Origin of the sequence: Enterococcus ratti (genome assembly GCF_001886195.1) — a bacterium.
Taxonomy (GTDB): Bacteria; Bacillota; Bacilli; order Lactobacillales; family Enterococcaceae; genus Enterococcus_B; species Enterococcus_B ratti.
In genome coordinates, this window is sequence record NZ_JXLB01000002.1 from 130,495 (window position 1) to 155,912 (window position 25,418).

Genomic DNA, 25,418 nt, shown 5'->3' on the forward strand with positions numbered 1-25,418 from the left:
TTCTAGAGTTGTGAAAAAGAAAGTGGAGGTCCCCATGTCAAAACATTACTTTGACCCAAGATTAAAAATTTTTGCGTTAAATTCCAATCGTCCGTTGGCAGAAAAAATTGCTGCATCTGTCGGTGTCGAGTTGGGTAAGTCATCAGTTACTCAATTTAGTGATGGAGAAATCCAAGTGAATATTGAAGAAAGTATTCGTGGTTCACATGTGTATGTTATTCAGTCAACGAGTAGTCCTGTGAATGATAATTTAATGGAATTGTTAATCATGATTGATGCCTTAAAACGCGCAAGTGCAAAAACAATCAATGTGGTTATGCCTTACTATGGCTATGCACGTCAAGATCGAAAAGCACGTGCAAGAGAACCAATTACTGCAAAGCTAGTGGCGAATATGATACAAAAAGCAGGAGCAACAAGAATGTTGACGCTTGATTTACATGCGGTCCAAATTCAAGGATTTTTTGACATTCCTGTTGATCACTTGATGGGGGCACCGCTAATCGCCAATTATTTCTTAGAAAAAGGAATTAAAGGAGATGATGTGGTCGTTGTTTCACCTGATCATGGAGGGGTGACGCGTGCGCGTAAATTAGCTGAATTTTTAAAAGCACCTATTGCAATTATTGACAAGCGGCGTCCAAAAGCTAATGTAGCAGAAGTCATGAATATTATCGGGCAAGTAGAAGGCAAAACATGTGTTTTAATTGATGATATGATTGATACAGCGGGAACGATTACTTTAGCTGCAAATGCTTTGAAGGAAAAAGGAGCAGTGAGTGTCTATGCTTCATGTACGCATCCAGTATTATCCGGTCCTGCTTTGCAGCGAATTGAAGATTCTGCAATTGAACGTTTGGTAGTGACAGATTCTATCTACCTTCCAGACGAGCGAAAAATTGAAAAAATTGATGAAGTGAGTGTTGGCGGTTTGATGGGGGATGCGATCAAGCGAATCCATGAAAATAAACCAGTGAGTCCATTATTTGAAACAAAAAAATAAGAATATAAAAAATAAATATGATCACAAAGGGGAGCCAAATAGGCTGAGATTGAAATTTTTTCTAAACCCTTCGTACCTGTATCGGTTATGCGAGCGTAGGAATTGTGTTGTTTAATTTTTGCTAATTAGTTAGCATCTATTGTAGAGGTAAATGGTGAAATTTACTTCCTCCTTTGTGATTTTAAAATTAAAGGAGGAAGTTTTTTATGTCAAAGAAATATAAAGTATGGGTTGAAGGAACAATTGTGGCGGCGTTATCATTGGTTTTGTCACTCATTCCTCTTCAGATAGGTAGCAGCTTTGAAATTTCTCTTGGTCAGATTCCGCTAACGTTGTTTGCTCTTAGAAGAGGTTGGAAGGCTGGAATATTTTCAGGATTTATTTGGGGGATTTTACATTTTCCTGTAGGGCAAGTTTATTATCTTAGTGTTGTTCAAGTGTTAATTGAGTATCCTATTGCTTTTACATTTGCGGGGTTTGCCGGTCTATTTTCTAACAGATTGCAAAAAAGTATAAAGAATGAAAATAGGAAAGGGATAACGATTAACATTGTTTTGGGAACATTTGTTGGTGCTGGCGCAAGATATTTTTGGCATTTTGTAGCGGGTGTTGCTTTTTGGGGAAGTTATGCGTTATGGGGGATGAACCCGTGGCTGTTTTCTTTAGTAATGAATGGCGCTAGTGGGCTTGCTACAGGAGTGGTTACTTTAGTGGTTTTACTTGGTATAAAACGAACTATGCCATTGTTATTTATAGGAACGAAATAAAAGCAAAAGAACAAAAGGAAATTTTTAGCTTCCTTTGTTCTTTTGTTTTTATCCTAAAGGATGATAATTGAGATCTGCTGCTTTGCCTAGCAGTTCCCAATGTTTATCGTTTGAGTGATAAACTAATGTGCCGATTGCTTCTTCTTCACGATACCTTGTTCCCTTTAATTTCCAAATATAGTCTTCAATGACGTAAATAGGAATATGGTAATCTTCATCTATCAAGCCGCCTTGTTCAAATGAAAAAATGATTCCTTCTTGCATCAAGTTACGCATATTTTTCAATAATTCAATACTGATTTTTTCAACAGGCGTACTCCGTTTGAAAAAGGCTTTTTTCTCGTTAATTTTTTTTGATAAGATAATTTTTAATTTATTGGCAAAAATACGATAAAATTCGTCTAAGTAACGATAATAAATACGCTCAAGTTGATCATTAAGATCAAAATAAACAAAGTTGTTTTGTAATTTATAAAAAAATGGCGAATGGAGGTGGGTTTTCATGTGTCCAAAATATAACAGCTCTGAAATTTCCAAAGGTGTTAATTCTTTTAACATTGTTAAATTATTAAAATCAATCCATTTTAAATCACCAAAATTATTTTTATTGCGTGCAGAAGAAAAAAATTGCTGGATATTTTCTGTTCCACGAATGACTTTTAAACCTGTGTGCGATTCATACTCGCCTACATTTGCTGAAGGATCCAATAACAATAAATTTTGTGGAAAATGCACGATGCTGTTTGAAAAATCATTGATAGTCAGTCCTTTAGTCACAACGGCATTACTTGTATTATCAATATGTACATAAACTGACTCAGTCATCATGTTCCCCCTCTTACATTTTCTCCCTTTCATTTTACAACATTTATTAAAAAAAAGCTTGTTTCTTTTATTTTAAAATTCCATTACAAAATCACGTTTTCACTGAAAAACATGTAAATTTTCATTGTCTGTGTGCAAGATAAATGTTTTCGTTAATAACGTTGATTGCATGAAATCATTTATTCATTTTAGGCATAGAGAAAAAAATAGTATACTTTAAATAAAAATGTTGTTTCTGTTACTTTTAGATGATTGATTGTTATAATACAAAGGGAGAAGGCTATGCATATTCAACAGATATACGGCTCAGAAAAAATATGCTTTATGTTGCACTTCACGTTCAAAATAGTTTTTGCCCTTTTATTCGATGCATCAAGTAGATCGAGAAGTTTTTTGGTAGTCAGTGAAGAAAAAGTAAGCGTGGCAAGTAATTGGAGAAAAACGAACGATTTATTTTGTTGCCGAACAATAAGAGGAAACGCTTGCTCGTAAAAAATCTGCTAATTGATGGCGAGATTTTGAATTAGTCTTCTTTGATATTTAGGGAATTAGCATGGTGTGCGCATTTTTTAATTCTATTACTCTTTCAATTTCAACAGTTGCTAGCTACTCAATGGCAATCTATTTTGTCTCATAATGGTAATGGTTATACGCTAAATCAATTCATCTGGCAAAAAAACTGACGTATTATTTTGACTTAATATTAGGAGGAAGGGGACATGGCGCTTATCAAATTGATGTTTAGAAAGCTTTAAAAGAAAAAAAGATTTGTTTTGACGTGATTACTGGTATCTCCATTGGTGCTTTAGTTGTACAAGAAAATTTGGTCCAAGCCTCTTTTTGTGGCAAGCACTATCAACTCACTGAGTGTTGCAGCTTCCAGAAGTAACACTATCAGAAGACCTTAGGAAGCGTTTCATTCTACAAAGCCTGCGACAAGCTGTTGGTATAATTTCTTAAAATATCTAATAAATGACTTTGGTTTAAAATTGATTTTTATACACGATCCGGAATTTTGGCGATACTTGCGTAATATATAAAGACAGGGTTGTGATTGAAACATGGGGGGTGGCGATGCTGGAATTATTAGCAAAAAAAGCTTGGTTTTACCGAATAAAATTTATTAGTACATGAAATGATGGCACAAATATGTAAGAAAGAAACGATTGGTATGACTAGAAAAGAAATATTAGGAATTGGGCAATTAAATAGTAAAAAATAGCAGAATGTTCAAAAGTATCGTAAAAAGCAAAGAAAATATCAAGAAAATTTCATAAAACTATTCACATTAATCAAACAAATAAATTACAATATAAGCTTTAAACTCAGCCATTTGATACGTTATTAAACTTATATTTATATTATTTGAAGGAGGAATAATTATGGCGCAAGAATTTTCATATGAAATTGTAGAAGAAATTGCTGTTTTATCAAAGAACAATAAAGGGTGGCAAAAGGAATTGAATTTAGTTAGTTGGAATGGTCGACCACCTAAATTTGATCTTCGAGATTGGGCACCTGACCACGAAAAAATGGGTAAGGGGTTAACTTTAACTAACGAAGAGTTTGAAGCGTTACAAAAAGCAATCGAAAATATGTAACAGAAAGGACCCTGTTGAAGAAAAGCATGACCGATTTTAGCAAAGCCACCCGTGTAACAGAAGACTATCAATTGGAAATTGAAATCAAAAGTGCCAATCAGCGTTTTCTAGACATACAGATGCTTGAATTTTCTTGAAAATGAGATTCGACAGTTAATCAAACAATATTTAAAACGTGGTCGTGCAGAGGTTTGTGTTAATCTTGCACATCTAGAAAAAAAACAGCCGTCAAAAAGAAGGAAGAGTGGTAGCTGCTGTTATCCGAAAAAATAATAATGAATTAAAGCAAGGGTTAACTGATTTACAATAATTTGATGGTCTGTATGAATAAGAGTACCAAAAGAAATTAGAAGATTTTCTTAGTGCAACAGTTGATCGATAAAGACTTTTGACAAAATTAGCTGTATTATTAGAGTAAGGAGACATTCACGAAGAATTCGACCGTTTAGTGATTCACATTTAAAAACTTGATGAATTAATCCTAGTACAACTGCCCATTGGAAGAGAACTTGATTTTTTGATTCAAGAAATGAATCGATAATTATACAATTAGTTCTAAATCAAATGTAATTGAGATCTAAAAGCAAGTCATCTAAGCGAAAACGATTTTAGAAAAAATTTGTGAATAAATCCAAAATATTGAATAGTATAGTAAGGAGAAAAGATAATGAACTATTATGACGTTACGTTTCACGAACTAAGTGGGAAAACAGTGATTAAAAGAAACATTCCGTCTGAAAAAGAAGGATTTGAAGCGTGGCAAGATGCTTGTATAAAATTGACAGATACGGAAATACAGATTTTAGTAAATGACGGTACTTATATTACAATGAATCGACAATTTATTGTAAGAATTGATGTGGAAGAAGTAGTAGATCCTACTGAAAAAGTACTATCTAGAAAGGATGAAATCATGGGTGTCGTAAATACCTTATCAAATATGGGATTTTAGAATTTTTAAGAAAAAGTATGTTGCTAAATGTATGAAAAAGCAGGATAAACTTATTTTTAGTATTTTTTTGAATAAATACTGTAAATCAGAATGAAAAAAAGATTCTCAAGCGAGAGAGTCTTTTTTTTGTTATACTAAAAGATATCCTTGAAAGTTAGCGAAAAAAAGTGCAAAATAAACATTAGTATAAAAAGACTAGTTGAAAGGACGTCGTCATGTCAGAGCGTGGATTATTAATCGTGTTGTCTGGACCATCCGGTGTAGGAAAAGGCACGGTACGAAAAGCAATTTTTGAGAGTGAAGATAATGATTTTCAATATTCAGTTTCAATGACTACGCGTAAAATGCGTGAAGGAGAAGTTGAAGGAGTCGATTATTACTTTAGAAGTAAAGAAGAGTTTGAAGCAATGATCGAAGCAGGAGAAATGTTGGAATATGCAGAATATGTAGGAAATTATTATGGGACGCCTTTGTCATATGTCAATAAAACATTAGATGAAGGAAAAGATGTATTTTTAGAAATCGAAGTTCAAGGCGCTCAGCAAGTCAAAGAAAAGGTACCAGACGGCGTATTTATTTTCTTAACGCCTCCTGATTTAGCGGAATTAAAATCGCGAATCATCGGTCGCGGAACAGATGCGGATGAGGTGATCGAAGAACGAATGAAAGTTGCAAAAGAAGAAATTGAAATGATGGCTCTTTACGACTATGCCGTAGTAAATGACGAAGTGCCACTAGCAGTAAATCGAATTAAAAACATTATTGCCAGCGAGCACTTTCGTGTGGATCGTGTTATTGGTAAATATATAAAAATGTTAAAGGAGATGTAACCTCATGATGTTAAAACCTTCAATTGACTCATTATTAGATCGAGTAAATTCAAAATATTCTCTCGTTATTTTGGCAAGTAAACGCGCACACGAGTTAGATGCTAAAGCTCAACCGACGTTGGATTCATTTGAATCAGTAAAAAGTGTAGGACAGGCGTTAGAAGAAATTGAAGCTGGAAATGTGGTAAATGATCCACATCCTGAATTAAAACGTGAACGCTTAAGAATGGAAGATGAAGAGCGTAAAGCCAAAAGAGACCGCGAACAACAAGAATTAGAATTGCGAATTCGTGAAGAACAAAATCAATAGTGCGATAGATTTATTAGATAGGTCGGAATTTCCGAAATTTGTATTCTCAAATTTTTGTGAAATTTCGGCTTCTTTTTCTGTCCATTCATTTTTTAGAGGTCAACTGAAAAATTATTTTCAGATGCTTTTTTATGCGCAGTTAATTTTTTGTTAGGATTTATCAGAAAATAGGACAAACGAAGAAATCTCTAGTAAAATAAGCAAAGACCATTTTATTTATTTATTTAGGATGAATAAAGGAGGAGGGAAACCATGACAGTACTTGCTGATATTATTGTAGATGTACCGACTATGCAAACGGATCAACCTTTCACATATTTGGTTCCTTCTGAAATGGAAACAGTCATACAAATTGGGATGCGAGCAGAAGTTCCTTTTGGAAATGGCAATCGGCATGTTCAAGGGTTTGTCGTCAATTTACAAGAGAAAAAGACCATTCCTTTACAAGAATTAAAATCGATTATCCAACTATTGGACTTAGCACCTGTCGTTAATCAGGAGTTACTGTGTTTGGCTGATTACATGAAAACAATTACATATGCATTTAAGATCACTTGTTTGCAAACGATGCTTCCAAGTGTGATGAAAGCGGCATATGACAAACGAATTTATCCATTATCTGATACCAAAGAAATAAAAGCTCTTTTTAATGGACGAAAAAAAATTTCTTGGAAAGAAGCACAAAAAGAAGGTATCTTATCCCAGCTGATCCGCTGGCGGCAGGAGAAACTAGTCGATATTCATTATGAAGTACGCACGAAAAATAAAGTTAAAACGATGCGATTCATTCACCCAAATCTGAATAAAGTACAAATTGAAGAAGAGTGGGGGAAATTAAGAAAAAATGCGAAGAAGCAAAAGGAATTACTTCTTTGTTTATCGGAACAAAAAAAGCCTGAGGCGGTTGCTTATTATAAAGAAAAAGGAATTAGTACAGCTACTTTGAAACAAGGAAGAAAAAAAGGCTGGTTATCTTTTGAAGAAATAGAAAGCTACCGTGATCCTTACAAAAATCGGACGTTTGAACAAACAAAAGCGTTTAAATTAAATGAACAACAGCAATACGCAGTGGATTGCATTATTGAAGCCGTTCAACAAAATAAAAGTCAAACTTTTTTATTAGAAGGAATTACAGGAAGCGGAAAAACAGAAGTTTATCTTCAAGCAATTTCTGAAATTTTAAGTCAAAATAAAACGGCGATCATGCTAGTTCCAGAAATTGCTTTAACGCCACAGATGGTTGAACGTTTTAAAGGTCGTTTCGGAGAAGCCGTGGCTGTTTTGCATAGTGGACTTTCTCAAGGAGAAAAATACGATGAGTGGCGAAAAATTGAAAGAAACGAGGCTCAAGTCGTAGTTGGTGCTCGTTCAGCTATTTTTGCTCCTTTAGATAATATAGGTTTAATTATCGTTGATGAAGAACACGAATCAAGTTATAAACAAGAGGAAACACCGCGTTATCATGCAAGAGATTTAGCCATTTGGCGAGGAAATTATCATCACTGCCCTGTCGTATTAGGAAGTGCTACGCCATCGCTTGAATCACGAGCACGAGCGCAAAAAGGAAGATACAAATTGTTGCATCTGAATCAACGGGCAAATGCTTCTGCTCAACTTCCTGCGATTGAGATTATCGACATGCGTCAGGAACTACAGCAACATAACACCTCTACTTTCTCAAAGCAGTTACGAGAAAAAATACACGATCGTTTAAAAAAACAAGAGCAAACAGTCTTATTGCTTAATCGACGAGGGTATTCTTCCTTTGTAATGTGTCGAGATTGCGGGTTTGTTTTGCCCTGTCCAAATTGTGATATTTCTTTGACCTTGCACATGGATACACATTCAATGCGTTGTCATTATTGCGGTCACGAAGAAGAGATTCCCTATCGTTGTTCAAATTGTGGAAGCAATAAAATCCGTTACTACGGGACAGGCACACAAAAAGTAGAAGAAGAATTAAAATCACACTTTCCAAAAGCGCGAATTTTACGCATGGATGTTGACACGACGAGAAAGAAAGGCGCTCATGAGCGTATTTTACAACAATTTGGGCAAAAAAATGCAGATATCTTACTAGGAACGCAAATGATTGCCAAAGGATTAGATTTTCCAGATGTTACGTTGGTAGGAGTCCTTAATGCAGATACTTCTCTTAACCTTCCGGATTTTCGTTCGAGTGAACGCACGTTTCAATTGCTTACGCAAGTTTCCGGTCGTGCAGGTCGAGCAGAAAAAGCAGGGGAAGTATTCATCCAAACATTTAATCCTCAACACTATGCGATCGAGCTCGCAAAAGAACAAAATTATGAACGGTTTTATCAACAAGAAATGTCAGTTCGCCGACGCAGCGGCTATCCGCCGTATTATTTTACTGTAAAAATCACTGCAAGCCATCAGGACGAACAAGTGGCAGCAAAGAAAATTTATGAAATAGCTAATCAGTTAAAGCATACGATGGGAACTCAAAGTTTGATGCTAGGTCCTACACCTAGTCCAATGAATCGAGTAAAGAATCGTTATTATTATCAATTGATTATTAAATATAAACACGAACCTCATTTAACTAAACTATTAAAAAATGTTTTAGATCAAAGTCAAAAAGATCAACGTCAAGGGCTATTTGTTGCTATTGATAATGAACCATTACACTTTATTTAAGAAAGGAAATGACATGCGCTACCCTATATTGATTCATCCTAATGATAAATTAAAACGATTTTCGCAACCTATTGATGTAATTACCGATGAAACCATTGACTTATTGGATAATTTATATGAGACGATGGTGGCCAATGATGGCATTGGTATTGCAGCACCGCAAGTAGGTAAAAATAAACGAGTTGCTGTTGTCGAAGTAGATGAAGGTGAAAAATTTGAATTAATTAATCCAGAAATTATTGATACAAAAGGAGAGAGTATTGATGTAGAAGGGTGCTTAAGTATTCCTCATGTTTATGGAACAGTCAAGCGTTTTGATGAAGTAACCGTTCGCTATTATGATCGTGAAGGAGAGGAAATAGAAGTGACAGCTTTTGGCTATTTAGCTCGAGCATTTCAGCATGAAATTGATCATTTAGATGGTGTATTGTTTATTGAAAAAATGATCGAGCAAATCCCAGAAGCTAGTTTAGAAGATTATATGGAGGAACATCTTGATGACTAAGTTAGTATTTATGGGAACACCGGCTTTTTCAGTGCCGATTCTTGAGGGTCTATTGGAAGAAGGATATGAAGTTTTGGCAGTTGTAACACAACCCGATCGCCCCGTTGGACGTAAAAAAGTAATCACTCCTTCGCCTGTAAAAAAAGCAGCTATCGCACACGGATTATTGGTTTTGCAACCTGAAAAAATAGACGGTTCAGAAGAAATGAAAAAAATTATTGCTTTACAACCAGACATCATTATTACGGCAGCATTTGGTCAATTTTTACCAGAAAAATTATTACAATCACCCCTTCACGGAGCGATTAATGTTCATGCTTCTTTGTTACCAAATTATCGAGGAGGAGCTCCTGTGCATTATTCAATTATTAATGGGGAAAAAGAAACAGGCGTGACGATCATGGAGATGATCAAAAAAATGGACGCTGGTGGTATTTATGCACAAGAAAGCTTGCCGATTACAAAACAAGATGATGTCGGCAGCATGTTCGAAAAATTAAGTAGTTTAGGAAAAGAACTGTTATTAAGGACGTTGCCTGACATATTGAACGGAAAACTTGCTCCTTATCCACAAGACGAATCAAAAGCTACTTTTTCACCAAATATTACACGTGAACAAGAAGCAATCGATTGGAATAAAACAGCAGAAGAAATAGACAATCAAGTGCGTGGCATGCGTCCTTGGCCTATTGCGTTTACGACATATGAACAAAGTCGCTGGAAGATCTTAGCTGTGGAAGCATTAGATGAAAAGACATCAGCTAAACCAGGAACCATTGTCAAAAAAGACAAAAAAAATCTTTGGATCGCCTGCGGAAATCAAACCGTGTTAGCTATCAAAGAATTACAACCAGCAGGAAAGGGTAAACAATTGGTAAGTGAATTTTTAAATGGCAGCGGGCAGCAGTTAATGATTGGACAGCAGGTGAAATAATGCCAAAGATCCCTCAGAAAATGAAAAAATCAGTTCGTTACATGGCGTTAATTACTTTAGAACGTGTGAATAAAGGAGGCGCATACTCTAATTTATTATTAAATGAAATGATTAATCAAGGAAATTTGAATCAAAAAGATATCGGCTTATTTACAGAACTGGTTTATGGTACGATTAGTCGACAAATGCTGCTTGAGTTTTATATAAAACCACTAATTACAAAAGCGAAAAAAGTAGACGACTGGGTTAAAACTTTGTTGTATCTTTCGGTGTATCAATTAGAATTTTTGGATAAAGTACCACCGCATGCCATCTTGAATGAAGCAGTGGAAATTGCTAAAATTAAGGGGAATCCCGGCACTGGAAAATTTGTAAACGGCGTTTTAAGAAACTATCAACGTCAAGGAAAACCAGCTATCGAACAAATTAATGATCCTATTGAACGCTTAGCAGTAAAAATTAGCTTGCCGGTTTGGTTAACGAATCGTTTGGTTAAACAAATTGGTTATGAGGAAACAGAAAAACTAGGGCTTTCTCTTTACCAACCAAGTCAAGTGAGCGGTCGCGTAGATGTCAGAAAATGTTCAAGAGAGCGTGCTATTAGAACACTACAAGCAGAAGAAATTTCGGCCAAGGCAAGCAAACTAACCCCATACGGAGTAGTTGCTGAAAAAGGTCATTTAGCTTCAAGTTCTTTATTTCGTGATGGGATCATGACCATCCAAGATGAAAGTTCAATGCTCGTAGCACCAGCTATGCAAATTGAATCGGGACATCATGTTTTAGACGCTTGCGCAGCTCCGGGAGGAAAAACAACACATATTGCTACTTTTTTAGATTCGGCAAGCGGTGGAAAAGTCGTGGCATTAGATGTTCATAAACATAAAGTAAAATTGATTGAGGAAAATGCCAAACGTTTAGGTGTTTTTTCTACTGTTTATGCACAAAAATTAGATGCACGAGAAGTGAAAAAACAATTTTCAGATGAACTATTTGATCGCATCTTGGTAGATGCACCTTGTTCAGGAATAGGGCTGCTTAGAAGGAAGCCTGATATCCGTTACAAAAAAAATACCGAAGATTTAGCTGCCTTGCCAACGATCCAATTAGAAATTTTAGAAAGCTGTGCAGCTATATTAAAAACTTCTGGAATATTGACTTATAGTACGTGTACGATTCTCAAAGAAGAAAACCAAGAAGTGGTTGAAGCTTTTTTAAGTCGTCATCCTGATTTTGAAAGGATTGATGTTTTGACTGCACCTGTGCTCAAATCATCAATCGAAGATAAGATGCTGGCTTTATATCCGCATCAATTTTACACGGATGGTTTTTTTATTTGTTGTTTGCGTAAAAAGTAATGAGGTGAAAGAATGCAGATTGAATATCAATCAGACGTTGGAAAACGACGTAATACAAATCAAGATTATGCTAGTGTCTTTACGAATCAAGCAGGGGTCAAATTAGCGGTATTAGCAGATGGAATGGGCGGTCATCGTGCAGGAGATGTTGCTAGTCAAATGGCTGTTACAAATTTAGGAGCTGCTTGGGAAAGTTTGGAACTTTGTAATGAAGAAAAAGTCGCACAATGGTTTATTCAAACAATTCAAGAAGAAAATACACGTATCTATCAGCGTGGACAAGAACGTCCTGAATATAACGGCATGGGCACAACCATTGTAGCAGCTGCATTATCAAAAGAGCAGTTCACTATTGCTCACGTAGGAGATAGCCGTGCTTATCTTATTCGCGAAGATAAGATCATTCAATTAACTGATGATCATTCTTTAGTCAATGAACTTGTAAAGTCCGGAGAGATTAGCGAAGAAATGGCCATAAATCATCCACGAAAAAATATTTTAACTCGTTCAGTAGGCATGCCGGGAAGTGTAGAAGTTGATGTCTCTACTTATTTTTGGCAGTTAAAAGATCGCTTACTATTATGTTCTGACGGTTTGACTAATATGTTATCTGAAGAAACGATTAGAACGATCATCAATCAAGAAGGAAACTTGTTAGATAAAGTAACGGAACTAATTGAGCGTGCAAATGAAGCAGGCGGTGCAGATAATATTACTGTTCTTCTGATCGACTATAAGGAGGACGCATCATGATTGAGCCAGGGAAAAAATTGAATGGTCGTTACCAAATTACTGGTAATATTGGCAGTGGAGGCATGGCGAACGTATTTTTAGCGCATGATCTTATCTTAGATCGTGATGTTGCGATAAAAGTCTTGCGGTTTGATTTTCAAAATGACCAAACTGCTATCCGACGTTTTCAACGAGAAGCATTAGCTGCAACAGAGCTTGTTCACCCAAATATTGTTAGTGTGTATGATGTAGGGGAAGAAGACAATATGCAGTATCTCGTGATGGAATATGTCAAAGGAATGGATTTAAAAAGATATATTCAAACACATTATCCCGTTCCTTACGAAACAGCCGTCAATATCATGCAACAAATTTTATCGGCGATTTCTCTAGCTCATAGCCATCAAATCATTCATCGTGATTTAAAACCGCAAAATGTTTTGATTGATAATGAAGGTGTGGTCAAAATTACTGATTTTGGCATAGCAATTGCTTTATCTGAAACATCTATTACGCAAACCAATACGATGTTAGGTTCGGTTCATTATTTATCTCCTGAACAAGCTAGAGGAAGTATGGCAACCAAACAATCGGATATCTATGCGTTAGGAATTATTCTTTATGAAATATTGACAGGAAGTGTACCTTTTGATGGAGAATCAGCAGTTACTATTGCCTTGAAACATTTCCAAGACGAACTGCCTTCAATTAAAGATTTAGATCCGGCAACGCCACAAGCCTTAGAAAATATTGTGCTAAAAGCCACTGCAAAAGAACCTTCGGATCGCTACAAATCGGCAGAAGAAATGTCTGAAGACTTAGCTACCGCTTTATCACCGGTTAGGGTGAATGAAGCAAAATGGCAGCCGCAAGCAATGAATAACGAAACTAAAGTCCTTTCACCGATAGAAGAAGATACACCAATGCCAGAGTCCTTCAAAACGATGCCTTTACCACAAGAAAAATCAGAAGAAGAGCTTGTACCGGCAGAAGAAGAGAAGCTGCCTGACCCAAAAATACAAAAGCATAAAAAATGGTGGCTCATTTTATTAGTTAGTTTAGCATTGCTAGGAATCGGAGCAGTAGCGTTTTTTGTCTTTGGTGGGCGTGACGAAGTAGTCGTACCAAATGTTTCCGGGTTATCTGAGTCATCGGCAATAGAAACATTGACGAATGCCGATTTAGAAGTAGCTGCGAAGACGGAAAAAATTGCAGATGATAAAATCGAAGAAGGTAGCGTAGTCAAAACGGATCCAGCAGCAGGAACAACGGTCAAGCAAAAACGGAAAGTGATACTTTATGTAAGTAGCGGTAAAAAGAAAATTAAATTAGAAGATTATATTGGGCGAAGTTATGACGAAGTAAGCAACCAATTGAAAAAAATGGGCTTTTCATCAGACCGTATCAAAAGAGAGGAAGCATTTAGTAATGATGTGGAAAAGGGCATGATTATCTCACAATCTGAAGGTGAAGGAACAAGAGTTGATCCAACAACGGATACTATTTCATTTGTTGTAAGTCAAGGTGCTCAACCGACGATGAGTGATTATACTGGACAAAATTATGAAACCGTTCGTGGCATGTTAAATTCAAATGGATATAAAAACGTCAGTGCTACTTACGATTATAGTGATAGGGTTCCAGCAGGTGCAATCATCAGCCAATTACCTAATTCTGGCGAGCCACTAACTGAATCCAGCTATATCAGTTTTGTTGTAAGTCAAGGTCCAAATGTTAAAACGTTAAATGATATTTCAGGTTATACGAAAAGTGATGCTCAAAGTTATTTGTCAGACATTGGGGCGGAATATATCGGACATGAGTCTTATGAATATTCCGAAACAGTTGATAAAGATAAAGTGATTCGAACAATACCAGGAGTCGGTGCATCCATTTCACCGGGAACCATCGTCAATGTCATCTACTCAAAAGGACCTGAACCAGAAAAAGAGTCTTCAAGTTCAGAAAAGGAGACATCAAGTAGTAGCAAAGATAGTACGGGTAGTAGTAGTTCATCAAAAGAAGAAAGTTCTACTAGCTCAACTGAAAAATAGTTCCGATAAAGAAAGAAGTTGTGAAAACAGCGAGTAACTATAAGAATAAGTAAGAATATAAAACAACTGTTCATATTTAAACCATTAAAGTTTGCTTCAAGGCGTTGATTCTTTCGTTTTCAAAGCTCGTTTGTTTATTGTTTATTTTATTTAAGGACTGAGACAAATGAATGTCACAGTCCTTTTTTAATGAAATTTTCTAAGTTTCTTGTATAGAACACCACATGTTTTTTTCTTCCTGTGGTAAAATAAGGAAAAACGGAGGTGGCATACATCAAAGGACAAATTAGAAAAGCAATTAGTGGGTTTTATTATGTATACGCAGACGGTGAAACTTACCAAACAAGAGGACGAGGCAATTTTCGTAACCGAAAAATCACTCCTTTAGTCGGCGATCAAGTATTGTTTGAAAGTGAAAATAAAACAGATGGTTATTTGTTAGAAGTAATGCCGCGTAAAAATCAACTCGTACGCCCGCCTGTGGCAAATATTGATTTAGGCGTAGTCGTTACTAGCTTAGTGGAACCAAATTTTTCTTTCAATTTATTGGATCGTTTTTTAGTAATGCTAGAGCATAAATCTATTGATCCTATCATTTTTTTGACTAAAACAGATTTAGCGTGTAATGATTCAAAAATTAACGAGATCAAACGAATCTATGAAAAACTTGGTTATCCAGTGATTATCCCCAAACATTTAGAAGATACAGCAGAGTTGATTCGTTATTTTCCAGAGCGATTGACGGTATTTATGGGACAATCAGGTGCTGGAAAATCGACGCTATTAAATAAAATTTCTCCAGAATTACATTTAGAAACTGGTGAAATTTCTGATTCATTAGGACGAGGCAGGCATACTACAAGACATGTAGAACTGCTTGCGCTTTATGATGGGTTAGTAGCAGATACACCTGGATTTAGTTCCATTGATTTTTTAACAATTGAAGCGGCAGAATTACCTAAACAGTTTCCTGAGTTTGTCAACGCAGTTAAACACTGTCGTTTCAGAGAATGCATGCATGTCAAAGAACCCGATTGTGAAGTCAAACGTCAAGTAGCGTCGGGGAAGATTTCACAAACACGTTATGATAATTATCTACAATTTTTGCAAGAAATTATCAATCGCAGACCCATGTATTCAAGAAAAGAAGGAAAACGAAAATAGGGGGAATTACTGATGAAAATAGCACCATCAATCTTAAGTGCAGATTTTGCTAATTTACAAAAAGAGGTTGAATTAGTAGAAAAAGGCGGAGCCGACTATATACATGTAGACGTCATGGACGGTCAGTTTGTCCCAAATATTACGTTTGGACCTAATATTGTACAAGCTCTCCGACCAATCACGAAGTTACCGCTGGATGTTCATTTGATGATTGTTGATCCTGAAAAATATATCCCAGCGTTTGCCAAAGCAGGAGCGGATATCCTTACAGTTCATGTGGAAACGACACCACATATTCATCGTGCACTTCAAATGATAAAAGGCTTAGGCGTAAAAGTTGGCGTAGTAATTAATCCCGGGACGCCTGTATCAATGATTAAACATGTTTTGCCAATGACAGATCAAGTATTAGTCATGACAGTCAATCCTGGTTTTGGCGGACAAAACTTTATTGAAGAAATGGTTGAGAAAATGGCAGAATTAACAGAATTACGCACCAAAAATAATTGGCATTATCTGATTGAAGTGGATGGTGGAATCGTTCCAGAAACAGCTAAAATTTGTCAAAAGGCAGGAGCGGATATTTTTGTTGCCGGTTCTTTCATTTATGACTCAAAAAATCCTGTAGAACAGATTGAAAAATTAAAAGAGGCGTTAAACTAAATGAGAGTCTTGTTAGCAGCAGGAGGTTCCCCAAAAGATTGGCCTAAAGAGCTTAAAAAAACTTACGATTGGTACGTAGGAATTGATCGGGGATCATGGAATCTTCTTCAAGCGGGTTTTCCATTAGATTTAGCAATTGGCGATTTTGATTCGTTAACTGTTGAAGAAAAAAAAGCAGTGAAGAAAAAAGCAGCTGCTTTTATACAGGCTCCAGCAGAAAAAGACGACACAGACACACAATTAGGACTAAAGAAAATCCTTGAGTGTTATCCTAAAGCTATAATAACAATTATTGGAGCAACCGGTGGTCGATTGGATCATCTTCTAGCAAATCTTTGGCTGCCTTTAGAACCGCGGTTTAAGCCATATGCCTCCAATTTAGTTATGTGGGATCGACAAAATCACGTGACTTATTATTTACCTGGGAAACATGTAGTCACACGAATTTCTTCGATGAACTATTTGGCGTATTGCTGTTTAACACCAGTAGCAGAATTGTCCATTAAAAATAGCAAGTATGAACTGGAAATGACAGATGTTTTAAAACCCACATCTTATGCAAGCAATGAATTTACTTCAGCTACTGCTACTTTCTCATTTTCAACAGGCATGGTCGCAGTCATCCAAAGCAAAGATTAAGTCTAGAACAAGCCAATTTTTTAAGCAGCTGTTGGGAGAAAAAAAGTAATTGCTCATTTACTAAAAAAAAGCTTAAGAGAAGTGTCATACCTTTTGTTTCGCCTCAATTAGTGATAAAATTTACCATAAGAGTCTAATTAATTACGAGGTGTCTTTGTGAAGAAGTTCAATCCTAATAAAAATATTATTATTACCTTAGTTATTGTCATTGTTGTAGTGACAATATTAAGCGTGACCGCTGCTCAGCGAGCGAATGAAGGAAAACCTAATTTCTTCCAGTCCATCGTTAATGACAGTGTTTCATTTGTTGATCGCATAATCTCTGCTCCAGTAAGATGGGTCGAAAACAGTGTTGATTCTGTTCATAATCTATTTTCTACTTACTCTGAAAATGAGCGATTAAAAGAGAAAATTGACAGCTATAATGAATTAGCATTAAAAAATAAGAATTCCCAAAAAGAAATTGAAGCATTAAAAAAGGAACTTAATTTAAATCAAACATTAAGCAATTATAAAAAAGTAACAGCTAACGTGATTACTCGTTCACCGGATACTTGGCAAGATATGCTAATCGTTGATAAGGGAACAAGAGAGGGTATTGAAGTTAACATGGCGGTGATGGCACAAAAAGGACTGATTGGTCGAGTAGTTGAAGTCAATGCAGCTTCTTCTAAAATTGAATTATTAACGTCATCAAATGAAAGTTCCAATCATTTCCCAGTCCGTATATCTTCTTCTAGTGGAGAAGCATTTGGTTTATTGAAAAATTATGATGAAAAACTGCATGCTTTGGTGGTGACACAGTTGACGGGTGATACAAATATTAAAGAAGGAGACGTCGTTCAAACTTCTGGGTTAGGCGGCAACTCTCCAGCAGATTTACCAATCGGAACAGTCATTAAAACAAAACCAGATAGTTATGGACTAGATCGAGAAGTATATGTTAAGCCTTACGCCGAAATGTATGATCTGCCAGTAGTAACCATCGTTCAACGTCTGGTGGAGGACTAGCTTATGTTGAAAAAAGAAACAATGAAATACTATTTTCCAGTCTTATTATTTTTGTTGATGCTGCTTGATGGGCATTTGACTAGAATGTTTGTGGAATGGTCAAAAGGAACATCCATGGCGAGTGCTCATTTTCTGATATTAGTTTTGTTATTTGGAAGTCTGAAATTTTCCAAAAGGTATTTGCTGGTTACGACGCTCGTTTTAGGAATTATTTTTGACGCCTATTATATAGGCGTCATCGGAATTTATGCTGTAGCGATGCCTTTTATGGTGTTTGTTATGTATTCAATGAGTTCTTATATCCATTTCAATATATTTACAGAATTCTTTAGCATGATCATTTTTGTTACGGGATATGAATTATTCACGTTAGGTGTACAATTAATTTTTAAATTAGTTTCTGTAAATAATACTTACTTTATTACAAGATATCTTGGGCCGACATTATTATTAACGATGATCATTTTTACTATTTTCGTTTTTCCATGTAAGAAATTATTCAGTGACGAATAATTTCTTTTTTTATATTTCTGAAATGAATTTTTCTTTTTTGAATAATTGTTGAAACTTGCAATTTTGTCATTTTAAGATTTTATTTTGAAATATTTTTGTAACATAACTATTATATCGTTGACATACTGCTATGGTACAATTTTTATATCATTAAGAAAGACTTAAATATATTTAGATATTATTAAATTAAGCCAGTCGGAGGAATGAAGAGTGAAAAAGAGTTTATTGTCAGCGGTAATGCTAAGTTCAATCGCTTTAACTGCCGTAGGGTCACCGATCGCTGCCGCGGCAGAAGATTTTGATTCGCAGATACAACAGCAAGATAAAAAAATTGCGGATTTGCAAAATCAGCAATCAAGTGCACAAGCACAAATCGAAGCATTAGAAGATCAAGTTTCTACTATTAATGCACAAGCACAGGATTTATTAGCAAAACAAGCAACTTTACGTAAAGAGTCTGCTCAATTAAAACAAGAAATTGCAGATTTACAAGAGCGTATTGAAAAACGTGAAGCAACTATTCAAAAACAAGCGCGCGAAACGCAAGTAAAAAATACTAGTTCCAATTATATTGATGCAGTATTGAATGCAGATTCTTTCGCAGATGCTATTGGACGTATTCAAGCAATGTCTTCAATCGTCAAAGCAAACCAAGAATTGGTTCAACAACAAAAAGAAGACAAACAAGCAGTAGAAGCGAAAAAAAATGAAAATGAAGCAAAACAAAAAGAACTTGCGAAAAACCAAGCTGTTTTAGAATCACAAAAAGGTGATTTATTAGCAAAACAAGCTGACTTAAACGTCTTAAAAACTTCGTTGGCAGCTGAACAAGCAACAGCAGAAGGTAAGAAAGCTGAATTAAATCGTAAGAAAGCCGAAGCACAAGCAGAACAAGCACGCATTCGTGAGCAAGCTCGCTTAGCAGAACAAGCGCGTCAACAAGCGGCACGAGAAAAAGCTGAAAAAGAAGCACGTGAACAAGCTGCTGCGCAAACAAAAGCTTCAACAACAGAAGATTCATCAGTTGCGCAATCTTCAAGTCAAGAGTCGGCAGCTTCAGAGTCTTCAACAACGTCGACAGAAGGATCAAGTACGGCTAATTCTTCAACGACGGCAGAAAATTCATCAACTGGATCATCGTCTTCTGAATCTTCAGTTACTGATGAATCAACTATCTCTGATTCTTCTACGTCAGATTCAACTCCTGCAACTGACTCCGGTAGCAGCAATTCAAGCAGCTCAAATAATGCAGGTAATACATCAGATAGTAGTAGCGACAGCAGTAATCCTACAGGTGATTCAAGTACTTCGAATGATACGAATAACACAAATAATTCAGATAATGCAGTAGTGCCAACACCAGCGCCGTCACAACCTGCTGGTAGTGTGAATGGTTCTTCTATAGTAGCAGAAGCTTACAAATATATTGGAGTTCCTTATGTTTGGGGCGGTAAAGATCCAAGTGGTTTTGACTGTTCTGGATTTACGCGCTATGTCTATTTACAAGCAACTGGTCGCGATATTGGTGGCTGGACAGTTCCTCAAGAATCTGCTGGTACAAGAATTTCAGTTTCTCAAGCTAAAGCCGGTGACTTGTTGTTCTGGGGATCTCCTGGTGGTTCTTATCACGTAGCGATTTCATTAGGTGGTGGACAATACATTCACGCACCACAACCCGGTGAAAGTGTTAAAGTCGGTTCAGTTCAATGGTTCGCACCTGATTTTGCAGTAAGCATGTAATAATAAAAAGAGTTAGGTTATTGAATAATCTAACTCTTTTTTTGTTTCATTAGTCACAAAAAGAACGTATTTATCGTTTTAATTTCTATAATAAAATAAATATTTTGGAAGCTGTTTTTTGGCAGTGTATTTAATATAGTTTAAATGTGAAACACTACTGTTTTCTTTTAATCAGGCGAATAAATTATCTTTGTCACAAATTTTTTACAACATACAATTATAAACGGTTGGAAAAAAATCGTCTTTCGCTATTTTTTCTTTAACTACTGAATGATTAAACAAATTCTTCGGAAAGTTCCATGAATTCATGAATATCTTTTAACACCATATCAATACCCACTTGCCAAAAATCTGATTTTGTTAAGTCGACGCCTAGATGTTTTTGTGCCAGCTCTTCTGTAGTCATAGAAGCAGTATCTCTTAATAAATTAATGTATTCTTGTTCAAAACTAGTTCCTTGCTTGTTTGCGTAAGCATAGATACCTAAACTAAATAAATAGCCAAAAGTATATGGAAAATTATAGAAAGGAACGTCATCAATAAAGAAATGTAATTTTGCCGCCCAGAAGTAAGGGTGATAAGTGGCTAAGGCATCGTGATAGCCTTCTCTTTGAGCATCAATCATCATTTGAGTGATTTTCTCTTGTGAAACGAGACCTTCTTGACGAGCAGAATAAAAACGTTTCTCAAATATAAAACGAGAATGGATATTCATAAACATTGCTAGAGCATTTTGAAGTTTTGTGTCAAGTAAATTAATTTTTTCTTCTTTTGTCTTCGCTGTTTTTAAAGTAGCATCTGCGACAATTAATTCTGCAAACGTGCTCGCCGTTTCTGCCACGTTCATGGCGTAATCACGATTAATTGCCGGAAGATCCCACATCACACTGCTATGAAAAGCATGTCCTAATTCATGTGCTAAAGTAGCTACTTCATTAACTGAATTGCTATAGGTCATAAAGATTCTTGATTCTTGGGTTTCAGGAAGTTCTGTACAGTAACCACCGGGACGTTTTCCAGGGCGGTCTTCTGCTTCGATCCAATTTTTTTCAAAGGCGGATTGTGCAAAAGTAGCCATTTTGGGACTGAATTTTTTTAAGTTTTCGATAATAAAAGTAGCTGCTTCATCAAAGGTAAAAGTTTTATTTTTTAGATCTCCTAAAATGATCGGGGCATCCTGATCTTGCCAAGCCATTTTTTCTTTGCCAAAAAGATTGGCTTTTCTTGTTAAATAATCTACTAAAGGCTGCTTATTTTTTTGAATAGTCGCCCACATCACGTCAAGTGTTTCTTTTTTTAATCGATTATATTCTAATGGTTCTTGTAAATAATTGTTCAGTCCGTGGAGCTTATAAGTAGATAAACGAAAGCCATCTAAGTGATTTAACGTGTCTGCTAGCAAAGGCGCTTTTTCTTGCCAAGCTTTTTCCCAAGCAATAAACAATTTTTCACGTATTAAAGGATCAGAATCTCCCATCATTTTGTTAAAAGCTTGTCCAGCAGATAGATCACTTACCTGACCATTTTCTTCTAAAGGAATCGTGATTGTTCCGACAATCGTATCATAATGATTGCTCCAAGCGTTTAGCCCATCTAATGAAAGCGTGTGAATAATGTTTTCTTCTGATTCCGACAGCAGTCGACTGCCGTTTCTTCTAAGTTCATTCAACCGAAAAGCAATTGAAGAAAGTTCAGTTGATTGAAGTAATTCTTGCCAATTATTGACAGATATTTCTGCTAATTTTTTTGACAAAATAGTGTCGGCAGATTGCCAACGAGGAAGATATGCGTATAAATTTCCTGATAAAACTTTTGCTTGAGTATCTTTAACATTTGCCGATAATAAAGCAGTAATATAACTATTACATTGTGAAAAACCATCAGAAACTGTTTCTTGCAGCTTTATAAGAGAAGCAAGTTCTACGGCGGTACTTGTTGAATGATCCCACTGACTAACTGAATGGTAGTACGTATTAATTTGTGTTTCTAACAGATTCAATCGCTTCTTTAAAGCAGGTGAATAACTCCCTCCTGAGAAAATTGAATCTAGATCCCAATTTAGCGAATAAGTCATGAAAAAACTCCTTTCATTTTATCGTACAATCATCAGTATATCATTATTTTCTTACTTAAGTCTCTAGGAAAAGTTTGTTGTTTCCTAAAAAAAGAGCTATTATAAATAATAGAGGTGACGTATGAATTCAATAAAAAAACAAATGAAGAATGGTAATTTTTATTTAATTATTGCATTGTTGGTCGTAGTTTTCTTATTTTATAGTTCATCACAAACGTATGGTCAGCAATCTCAAGTCTCTAGAATTGAAGAGTGGTTTCCAAATCATCCATTTAATCAAGCACTAAGCAACATTCGTTTTACTTACGGAGACGGTATTGTTAGTATTGATCACTTAGGATATGGTAAATTTATTGAGTTTTTTCTGCGAAAAGGTGCGCATTTTGGTACCTATTTTATTTTAGGCGGTAGTTTGTTTTTTGGAGTGTACCCTAAAATGAAAATCTGGTGGTTAACAAGCATTTTAGCTTGGCTTTCGGCGACAGGATATGCAGGGTTAGATGAGTTTCATCAAATGTTGACAGGAGATCGTTCACCGCTGTTTCAAGATGTCATGCTTGATTCAGTAGGAGCTTTAACTGCCATTATTTTATGTCTAATTGTTAGGTTGATTGGAAAAAAGTTTAGCAAATAATCTATTTATATGTAGAATAAAGATTTGTTTCTTTTGTTTTCTTTTTTTTAAAGTAACAGTAAGAATAGAAAAACAAATTTCATAAAAATAAGTAGGAACTGACAAAACTTATCAAACCAATTTTGTCAATTCTTACTTATTTTTTAATCTAATTGTGTGAAATTCAGTAGAGTAAAAAGAAATACTAAGTAAGTTGAACTAATGAAGCTGTCTGCTTTTTTGATTTCTTATAGGTGACTGATTGGACTTAATCACTTGAATTTGTTGTATCTTTTCTTGAAAATTTCTCTGATCTTTTGTAGGTTGGGAATTTGTGCTATGTAATTCTTGATTCAACTTGGTAAGAGATTCTTCATAAGTATTTAATAACTTTTGCTGGACACGCAACTCTTTAGATGAAGAAAAAAAGTAAGACCAAAAATTATTTTTATGGTTCAACAAAGAATGAATAGAGGCCAACTTATCTAAAATTGAAATAATTAATGTTTTTTCATTTAATAAATTTTGCCATTGCTGTTGATTACCAATGATTTTGGCTCTTATCTTTGTCTGTCGTTTAAAATCACTGTCTTGCAGCATGGTTTGATCCAAAGCAATTTTTTCTTCTAAAGTTGTTATTTGCTTATTTTTAAAATTAAGCAAGTGATTATAGTAAGATATTTTTTGTTGAACGGTTTCTTCCATTATTTGCTTCTCCCCCTCATTTGAATAATATAAAATGAAGAAACTAGTTTATTGTAAAATTTTACTCCAAATTTTTACAATAAACTAGTTTTTATTTTTCAACGTCAAACATTTATTAAAAAATCAATACCGGCGTTCCTTTTTCAACTTTTTCAAATAATTCTTTCATAACGTTTGGTGGAGTATTAACGCATCCATGAGAGCCGCGAGTTTTCCATAAATCGCCACCGTATTGAGGCTGCCAATCAGAATCATGGATACCGACTCCCGTCCAATCAACCGGCATCCAGTAGTTCACAGGGCTTGCATAAGGCGTTCCATCATCGTTCGTTCCTTTTAGAGTAGCATTTTCTTCTTTATTCCAAATATAGAAAACACCAGTTGGCGTGGGACTAGCCGGTTTACCGGAAACAATATCTGTTTCTAGAATAATTTTTCCATCCTTGTAGTACCACATGTGTTGATTTTTTAAATCTACTTCAATATACGTATCTTCTATTAAAGGATGGTCAGCGGTTGTAGCTCCTTCTACAAGTGGTGAACGAGTAAAGTCATTGCCTGATAAGATTGCTTTTTCTAAAGCTTTTGTTTCAGCATCGGTGTTAATTGTCCAACTAAATGTACCGGCAGGAACCGTTACTTCGCCACGTTTGGTACTTTTAAATTTTGTAGCATTGGTACTTGTGTTATATTTTTCCCCCAAAGCTGTTACATATTGTTTTACTTGCGTTGTATCAACTCCTACTTTGCCATCAACATAGGTAAGCCAATTAGAGACATCAGAAGCTGGTATCTGGAAAGTATTCCCATTAATGTTATAAATACCCTTGACTTTAGCAATACTATTCATCGCATGAAGTTGTTCTTTTAGATTTTTGTCTGTTGAGGTGATTTTTGGTTTTAACTGAAAAGTAGCTAAGTCGATTTTATTTTTTCCATCTTTCACGCTGTTTTTCAATGCTTGAATTGCTGTTTCAACATCAATAACGTTTCCCTTGACTTCAGCTTTGATTTTAAAGGACTCACCATTTTTTTCAATCGTAGCATCTTGTGTTGGCGTTCGAGTTTTGTTTGTTTCCGTTAACTTATTCGTAAAACGTTCAATTGTAGAATCTAATTTTTGATGAGTTGTATCTTGCGGATCAATTTCTTTATTTTCAGCCGCAAAGACGTAAGTCATTCCCCACGCCCAAATATTTTGTTTATTTAATAAATGTAACAAATCAGTTGAAAAGTCCTCTTTATAACCTAAATCAGACTTTGCTATTTCTTCCCAAACTTTTCCATTTTCTTCAATAGAAATTTTTTGATTGGAATAAGTATCTTTTAATTTATCATTCGCTTGTTGAAGCGTTAAATTGCTTACATTAATAGAATTTATTTGAGTATTAGGTAGAAAATGTTTGGTATAATATGTACTACGGTAAACGTAAAAGGTAATTAGTACGAGAATTACACCAAGTACAGATAGTAACCAAATTTGCAACAATTTAGATTTTTTCCGATGAGAAGATCTTGTCATTAGGACAGCTCCTTATTTAATGATAGTAAGTACAATGATCTAATCATAGCATATTTTTTGAAAAAAGACGAAGAGAACCATTGATTTAGAAAAAAATTAATGTCCCTTTAATAAAAAATAAAAGAACCTAAGCGGACGGTTTTTCTATGCAAGTCATTTTTAAAATATCACTTAACACGAATGATGGTGAAAATAAGCCGTCCATCACAAGTACACTTGTAACAGACAGCTTGTTTTTCTTA

At 35.4% G+C, this 25,418-nt stretch carries 23 protein-coding genes, 1 pseudogene and 1 riboswitch; of the genes and pseudogenes, 20 read left to right on the forward strand and 4 right to left on the reverse strand.

All coding sequences use genetic code 11. The features are described from left to right. Positions 1-34 precede the first annotated feature (34 nt). On the forward strand, positions 35-1,003 hold the full coding sequence (locus tag RV14_RS01445) for a ribose-phosphate diphosphokinase (RefSeq protein WP_071854569.1): 969 nt from the start codon (positions 35-37) through the stop codon (positions 1,001-1,003). Positions 1,004-1,020: 17 nt separating this feature from the next. Then, positions 1,021-1,122, forward strand: a riboswitch (TPP riboswitch). An 87-nt stretch (positions 1,123-1,209) separates the two neighbouring features. Further along, the gene (gene thiT, locus RV14_RS01450) at positions 1,210-1,770 is read left to right on the forward strand and encodes an energy-coupled thiamine transporter ThiT (protein ID WP_071854570.1); all 561 of its coding nucleotides are present in this window, start codon (positions 1,210-1,212) and stop codon (positions 1,768-1,770) included. Between the two features lie 48 nt (positions 1,771-1,818). Here the strand turns inward: thiT and RV14_RS01455 are convergent, their stop codons facing one another. Next, positions 1,819-2,595 carry a hypothetical protein gene (locus RV14_RS01455; protein WP_071854571.1) on the reverse strand — a complete coding sequence of 259 codons (777 nt, stop codon included), beginning with the start codon at positions 2,593-2,595 and terminating at the stop codon, positions 1,819-1,821. A 1,382-nt stretch (positions 2,596-3,977) separates the two neighbouring features. On the opposite strand from RV14_RS01455, the gene RV14_RS01460 reads away from it, so the two are divergent. The 17 genes and pseudogenes from RV14_RS01460 to RV14_RS01540 all read left to right on the forward strand — a co-directional run bounded on the left by RV14_RS01460 (position 3,978) and on the right by RV14_RS01540 (position 20,262). Beyond that, positions 3,978-4,196 carry a YdbC family protein gene (locus tag RV14_RS01460; RefSeq protein ID WP_071854572.1) on the forward strand — a complete coding sequence of 73 codons (219 nt, stop codon included), beginning with the start codon at positions 3,978-3,980 and terminating at the stop codon, positions 4,194-4,196. Positions 4,197-4,222: 26 nt separating this feature from the next. Continuing rightward, positions 4,223-4,403 (forward strand): annotated as a pseudogene (locus RV14_RS12960) (YicC/YloC family endoribonuclease); the annotation flags it as partial. Positions 4,404-4,863: 460 nt separating this feature from the next. Beyond that, positions 4,864-5,148 (forward strand): hypothetical protein, encoded by a 285-nt coding sequence (locus RV14_RS01470; RefSeq protein ID WP_071854573.1) that lies wholly within the window; start codon positions 4,864-4,866, stop codon positions 5,146-5,148. A gap of 215 nt (positions 5,149-5,363) precedes the next feature. Continuing rightward, positions 5,364-5,978: a guanylate kinase gene (gmk, locus tag RV14_RS01475; RefSeq protein ID WP_071854574.1), complete on the forward strand. Its 615-nt coding sequence runs from the start codon at positions 5,364-5,366 to the stop codon at positions 5,976-5,978. A gap of 4 nt (positions 5,979-5,982) precedes the next feature. After that, on the forward strand, positions 5,983-6,288 hold the full coding sequence (gene rpoZ, locus RV14_RS01480) for a DNA-directed RNA polymerase subunit omega (protein ID WP_071854575.1): 306 nt from the start codon (positions 5,983-5,985) through the stop codon (positions 6,286-6,288). A 252-nt stretch (positions 6,289-6,540) separates the two neighbouring features. Continuing rightward, positions 6,541-8,949, forward strand: a complete 2,409-nt coding sequence (gene priA / locus RV14_RS01485) for a primosomal protein N' (protein WP_071854576.1) — start codon at positions 6,541-6,543, stop codon at positions 8,947-8,949. Between the two features lie 13 nt (positions 8,950-8,962). Further along, on the forward strand, positions 8,963-9,454 hold the full coding sequence (def, locus tag RV14_RS01490; protein ID WP_071854577.1) for a peptide deformylase: 492 nt from the start codon (positions 8,963-8,965) through the stop codon (positions 9,452-9,454). Beyond that, the gene (gene fmt / locus RV14_RS01495) at positions 9,447-10,388 is read left to right on the forward strand and encodes a methionyl-tRNA formyltransferase (protein ID WP_071854578.1); all 942 of its coding nucleotides are present in this window, start codon (positions 9,447-9,449) and stop codon (positions 10,386-10,388) included. Before def ends, fmt begins: the two co-directional genes overlap by 8 nt. After that, a complete protein-coding gene (gene rsmB, locus RV14_RS01500) occupies positions 10,388-11,746 on the forward strand; it encodes a 16S rRNA (cytosine(967)-C(5))-methyltransferase RsmB (protein ID WP_071854579.1) in 1,359 nt (452 codons plus the stop codon). Before fmt ends, rsmB begins: the two co-directional genes overlap by 1 nt. Before the next feature lie 12 nt (positions 11,747-11,758). After that, complete coding sequence (locus RV14_RS01505; protein WP_071854580.1) at positions 11,759-12,499, forward strand: Stp1/IreP family PP2C-type Ser/Thr phosphatase; 741 nt, start codon at positions 11,759-11,761, stop codon at positions 12,497-12,499. Further along, positions 12,496-14,532 carry a Stk1 family PASTA domain-containing Ser/Thr kinase gene (gene pknB, locus RV14_RS01510; protein WP_071854581.1) on the forward strand — a complete coding sequence of 679 codons (2,037 nt, stop codon included), beginning with the start codon at positions 12,496-12,498 and terminating at the stop codon, positions 14,530-14,532. The genes RV14_RS01505 and pknB overlap by 4 nt, the downstream gene beginning before the upstream one ends. A gap of 264 nt (positions 14,533-14,796) precedes the next feature. Continuing rightward, positions 14,797-15,696 (forward strand): ribosome small subunit-dependent GTPase A, encoded by a 900-nt coding sequence (gene rsgA / locus RV14_RS01515; RefSeq protein ID WP_071854582.1) that lies wholly within the window; start codon positions 14,797-14,799, stop codon positions 15,694-15,696. A gap of 12 nt (positions 15,697-15,708) precedes the next feature. Further along, a complete protein-coding gene (rpe, locus tag RV14_RS01520; RefSeq protein WP_071854583.1) occupies positions 15,709-16,359 on the forward strand; it encodes a ribulose-phosphate 3-epimerase in 651 nt (216 codons plus the stop codon). Further along, positions 16,360-16,998, forward strand: coding sequence for a thiamine diphosphokinase (locus tag RV14_RS01525; protein ID WP_071854584.1), 639 nt, complete (start codon positions 16,360-16,362; stop codon positions 16,996-16,998). Positions 16,999-17,154: 156 nt separating this feature from the next. Next, complete coding sequence (mreC, locus tag RV14_RS01530; RefSeq protein WP_071854585.1) at positions 17,155-18,009, forward strand: rod shape-determining protein MreC; 855 nt, start codon at positions 17,155-17,157, stop codon at positions 18,007-18,009. A 3-nt stretch (positions 18,010-18,012) separates the two neighbouring features. Beyond that, a complete protein-coding gene (gene mreD, locus RV14_RS01535) occupies positions 18,013-18,522 on the forward strand; it encodes a rod shape-determining protein MreD (RefSeq protein WP_071854586.1) in 510 nt (169 codons plus the stop codon). Positions 18,523-18,732: 210 nt separating this feature from the next. Beyond that, positions 18,733-20,262: a C40 family peptidase gene (locus RV14_RS01540; RefSeq protein WP_071854587.1), complete on the forward strand. Its 1,530-nt coding sequence runs from the start codon at positions 18,733-18,735 to the stop codon at positions 20,260-20,262. Positions 20,263-20,536: 274 nt separating this feature from the next. Here RV14_RS01540 and RV14_RS01545 read toward each other — a convergent pair whose 3' ends face one another. Next, entirely contained in the window at positions 20,537-22,336 is a 1,800-nt protein-coding gene (locus tag RV14_RS01545) for a M3 family oligoendopeptidase (protein WP_071854588.1), read from the reverse strand. A 121-nt stretch (positions 22,337-22,457) separates the two neighbouring features. Here RV14_RS01545 and RV14_RS01550 point away from each other — a divergent pair, with 121 nt between their 5' ends. Then, a complete protein-coding gene (locus RV14_RS01550; protein ID WP_071854589.1) occupies positions 22,458-22,970 on the forward strand; it encodes a VanZ family protein in 513 nt (170 codons plus the stop codon). Positions 22,971-23,168: 198 nt separating this feature from the next. Here the strand turns inward: RV14_RS01550 and RV14_RS01555 are convergent, their stop codons facing one another. Continuing rightward, positions 23,169-23,654 carry a hypothetical protein gene (locus tag RV14_RS01555; RefSeq protein WP_071854590.1) on the reverse strand — a complete coding sequence of 162 codons (486 nt, stop codon included), beginning with the start codon at positions 23,652-23,654 and terminating at the stop codon, positions 23,169-23,171. 115 nt (positions 23,655-23,769) lie between these two features. Then, positions 23,770-25,176 (reverse strand): L,D-transpeptidase family protein, encoded by a 1,407-nt coding sequence (locus RV14_RS01560; RefSeq protein ID WP_071854591.1) that lies wholly within the window; start codon positions 25,174-25,176, stop codon positions 23,770-23,772. Between the last annotated feature and the right edge of the window lie 242 nt (positions 25,177-25,418).

Bases quoted from the DNA above. Each gene is read 5' to 3' on its own strand.
- RV14_RS01445 (WP_071854569.1), top strand. From the start codon at position 35: ATGTCAAAACATTACTTTGACCCAAGATTAAAAATTTTTGCGTTAAAT.
- thiT (WP_071854570.1), top strand. From the start codon at position 1,210: ATGTCAAAGAAATATAAAGTATGGGTTGAAGGAACAATTGTGGCGGCG.
- RV14_RS01455 (WP_071854571.1), bottom strand. From the start codon at position 2,595: ATGACTGAGTCAGTTTATGTACATATTGATAATACAAGTAATGCCGTT.
- RV14_RS01460 (WP_071854572.1), top strand. From the start codon at position 3,978: ATGGCGCAAGAATTTTCATATGAAATTGTAGAAGAAATTGCTGTTTTA.
- RV14_RS01470 (WP_071854573.1), top strand. From the start codon at position 4,864: ATGAACTATTATGACGTTACGTTTCACGAACTAAGTGGGAAAACAGTG.
- gmk (WP_071854574.1), top strand. From the start codon at position 5,364: ATGTCAGAGCGTGGATTATTAATCGTGTTGTCTGGACCATCCGGTGTA.
- rpoZ (WP_071854575.1), top strand. From the start codon at position 5,983: ATGATGTTAAAACCTTCAATTGACTCATTATTAGATCGAGTAAATTCA.
- priA (WP_071854576.1), top strand. From the start codon at position 6,541: ATGACAGTACTTGCTGATATTATTGTAGATGTACCGACTATGCAAACG.
- def (WP_071854577.1), top strand. From the start codon at position 8,963: ATGCGCTACCCTATATTGATTCATCCTAATGATAAATTAAAACGATTT.
- fmt (WP_071854578.1), top strand. From the start codon at position 9,447: ATGACTAAGTTAGTATTTATGGGAACACCGGCTTTTTCAGTGCCGATT.
- rsmB (WP_071854579.1), top strand. From the start codon at position 10,388: ATGCCAAAGATCCCTCAGAAAATGAAAAAATCAGTTCGTTACATGGCG.
- RV14_RS01505 (WP_071854580.1), top strand. From the start codon at position 11,759: ATGCAGATTGAATATCAATCAGACGTTGGAAAACGACGTAATACAAAT.
- pknB (WP_071854581.1), top strand. From the start codon at position 12,496: ATGATTGAGCCAGGGAAAAAATTGAATGGTCGTTACCAAATTACTGGT.
- rpe (WP_071854583.1), top strand. From the start codon at position 15,709: ATGAAAATAGCACCATCAATCTTAAGTGCAGATTTTGCTAATTTACAA.
- RV14_RS01525 (WP_071854584.1), top strand. From the start codon at position 16,360: ATGAGAGTCTTGTTAGCAGCAGGAGGTTCCCCAAAAGATTGGCCTAAA.
- mreD (WP_071854586.1), top strand. From the start codon at position 18,013: ATGTTGAAAAAAGAAACAATGAAATACTATTTTCCAGTCTTATTATTT.
- RV14_RS01545 (WP_071854588.1), bottom strand. From the start codon at position 22,336: ATGACTTATTCGCTAAATTGGGATCTAGATTCAATTTTCTCAGGAGGG.
- RV14_RS01550 (WP_071854589.1), top strand. From the start codon at position 22,458: ATGAATTCAATAAAAAAACAAATGAAGAATGGTAATTTTTATTTAATT.
- RV14_RS01555 (WP_071854590.1), bottom strand. From the start codon at position 23,654: ATGGAAGAAACCGTTCAACAAAAAATATCTTACTATAATCACTTGCTT.
- RV14_RS01560 (WP_071854591.1), bottom strand. From the start codon at position 25,176: ATGACAAGATCTTCTCATCGGAAAAAATCTAAATTGTTGCAAATTTGG.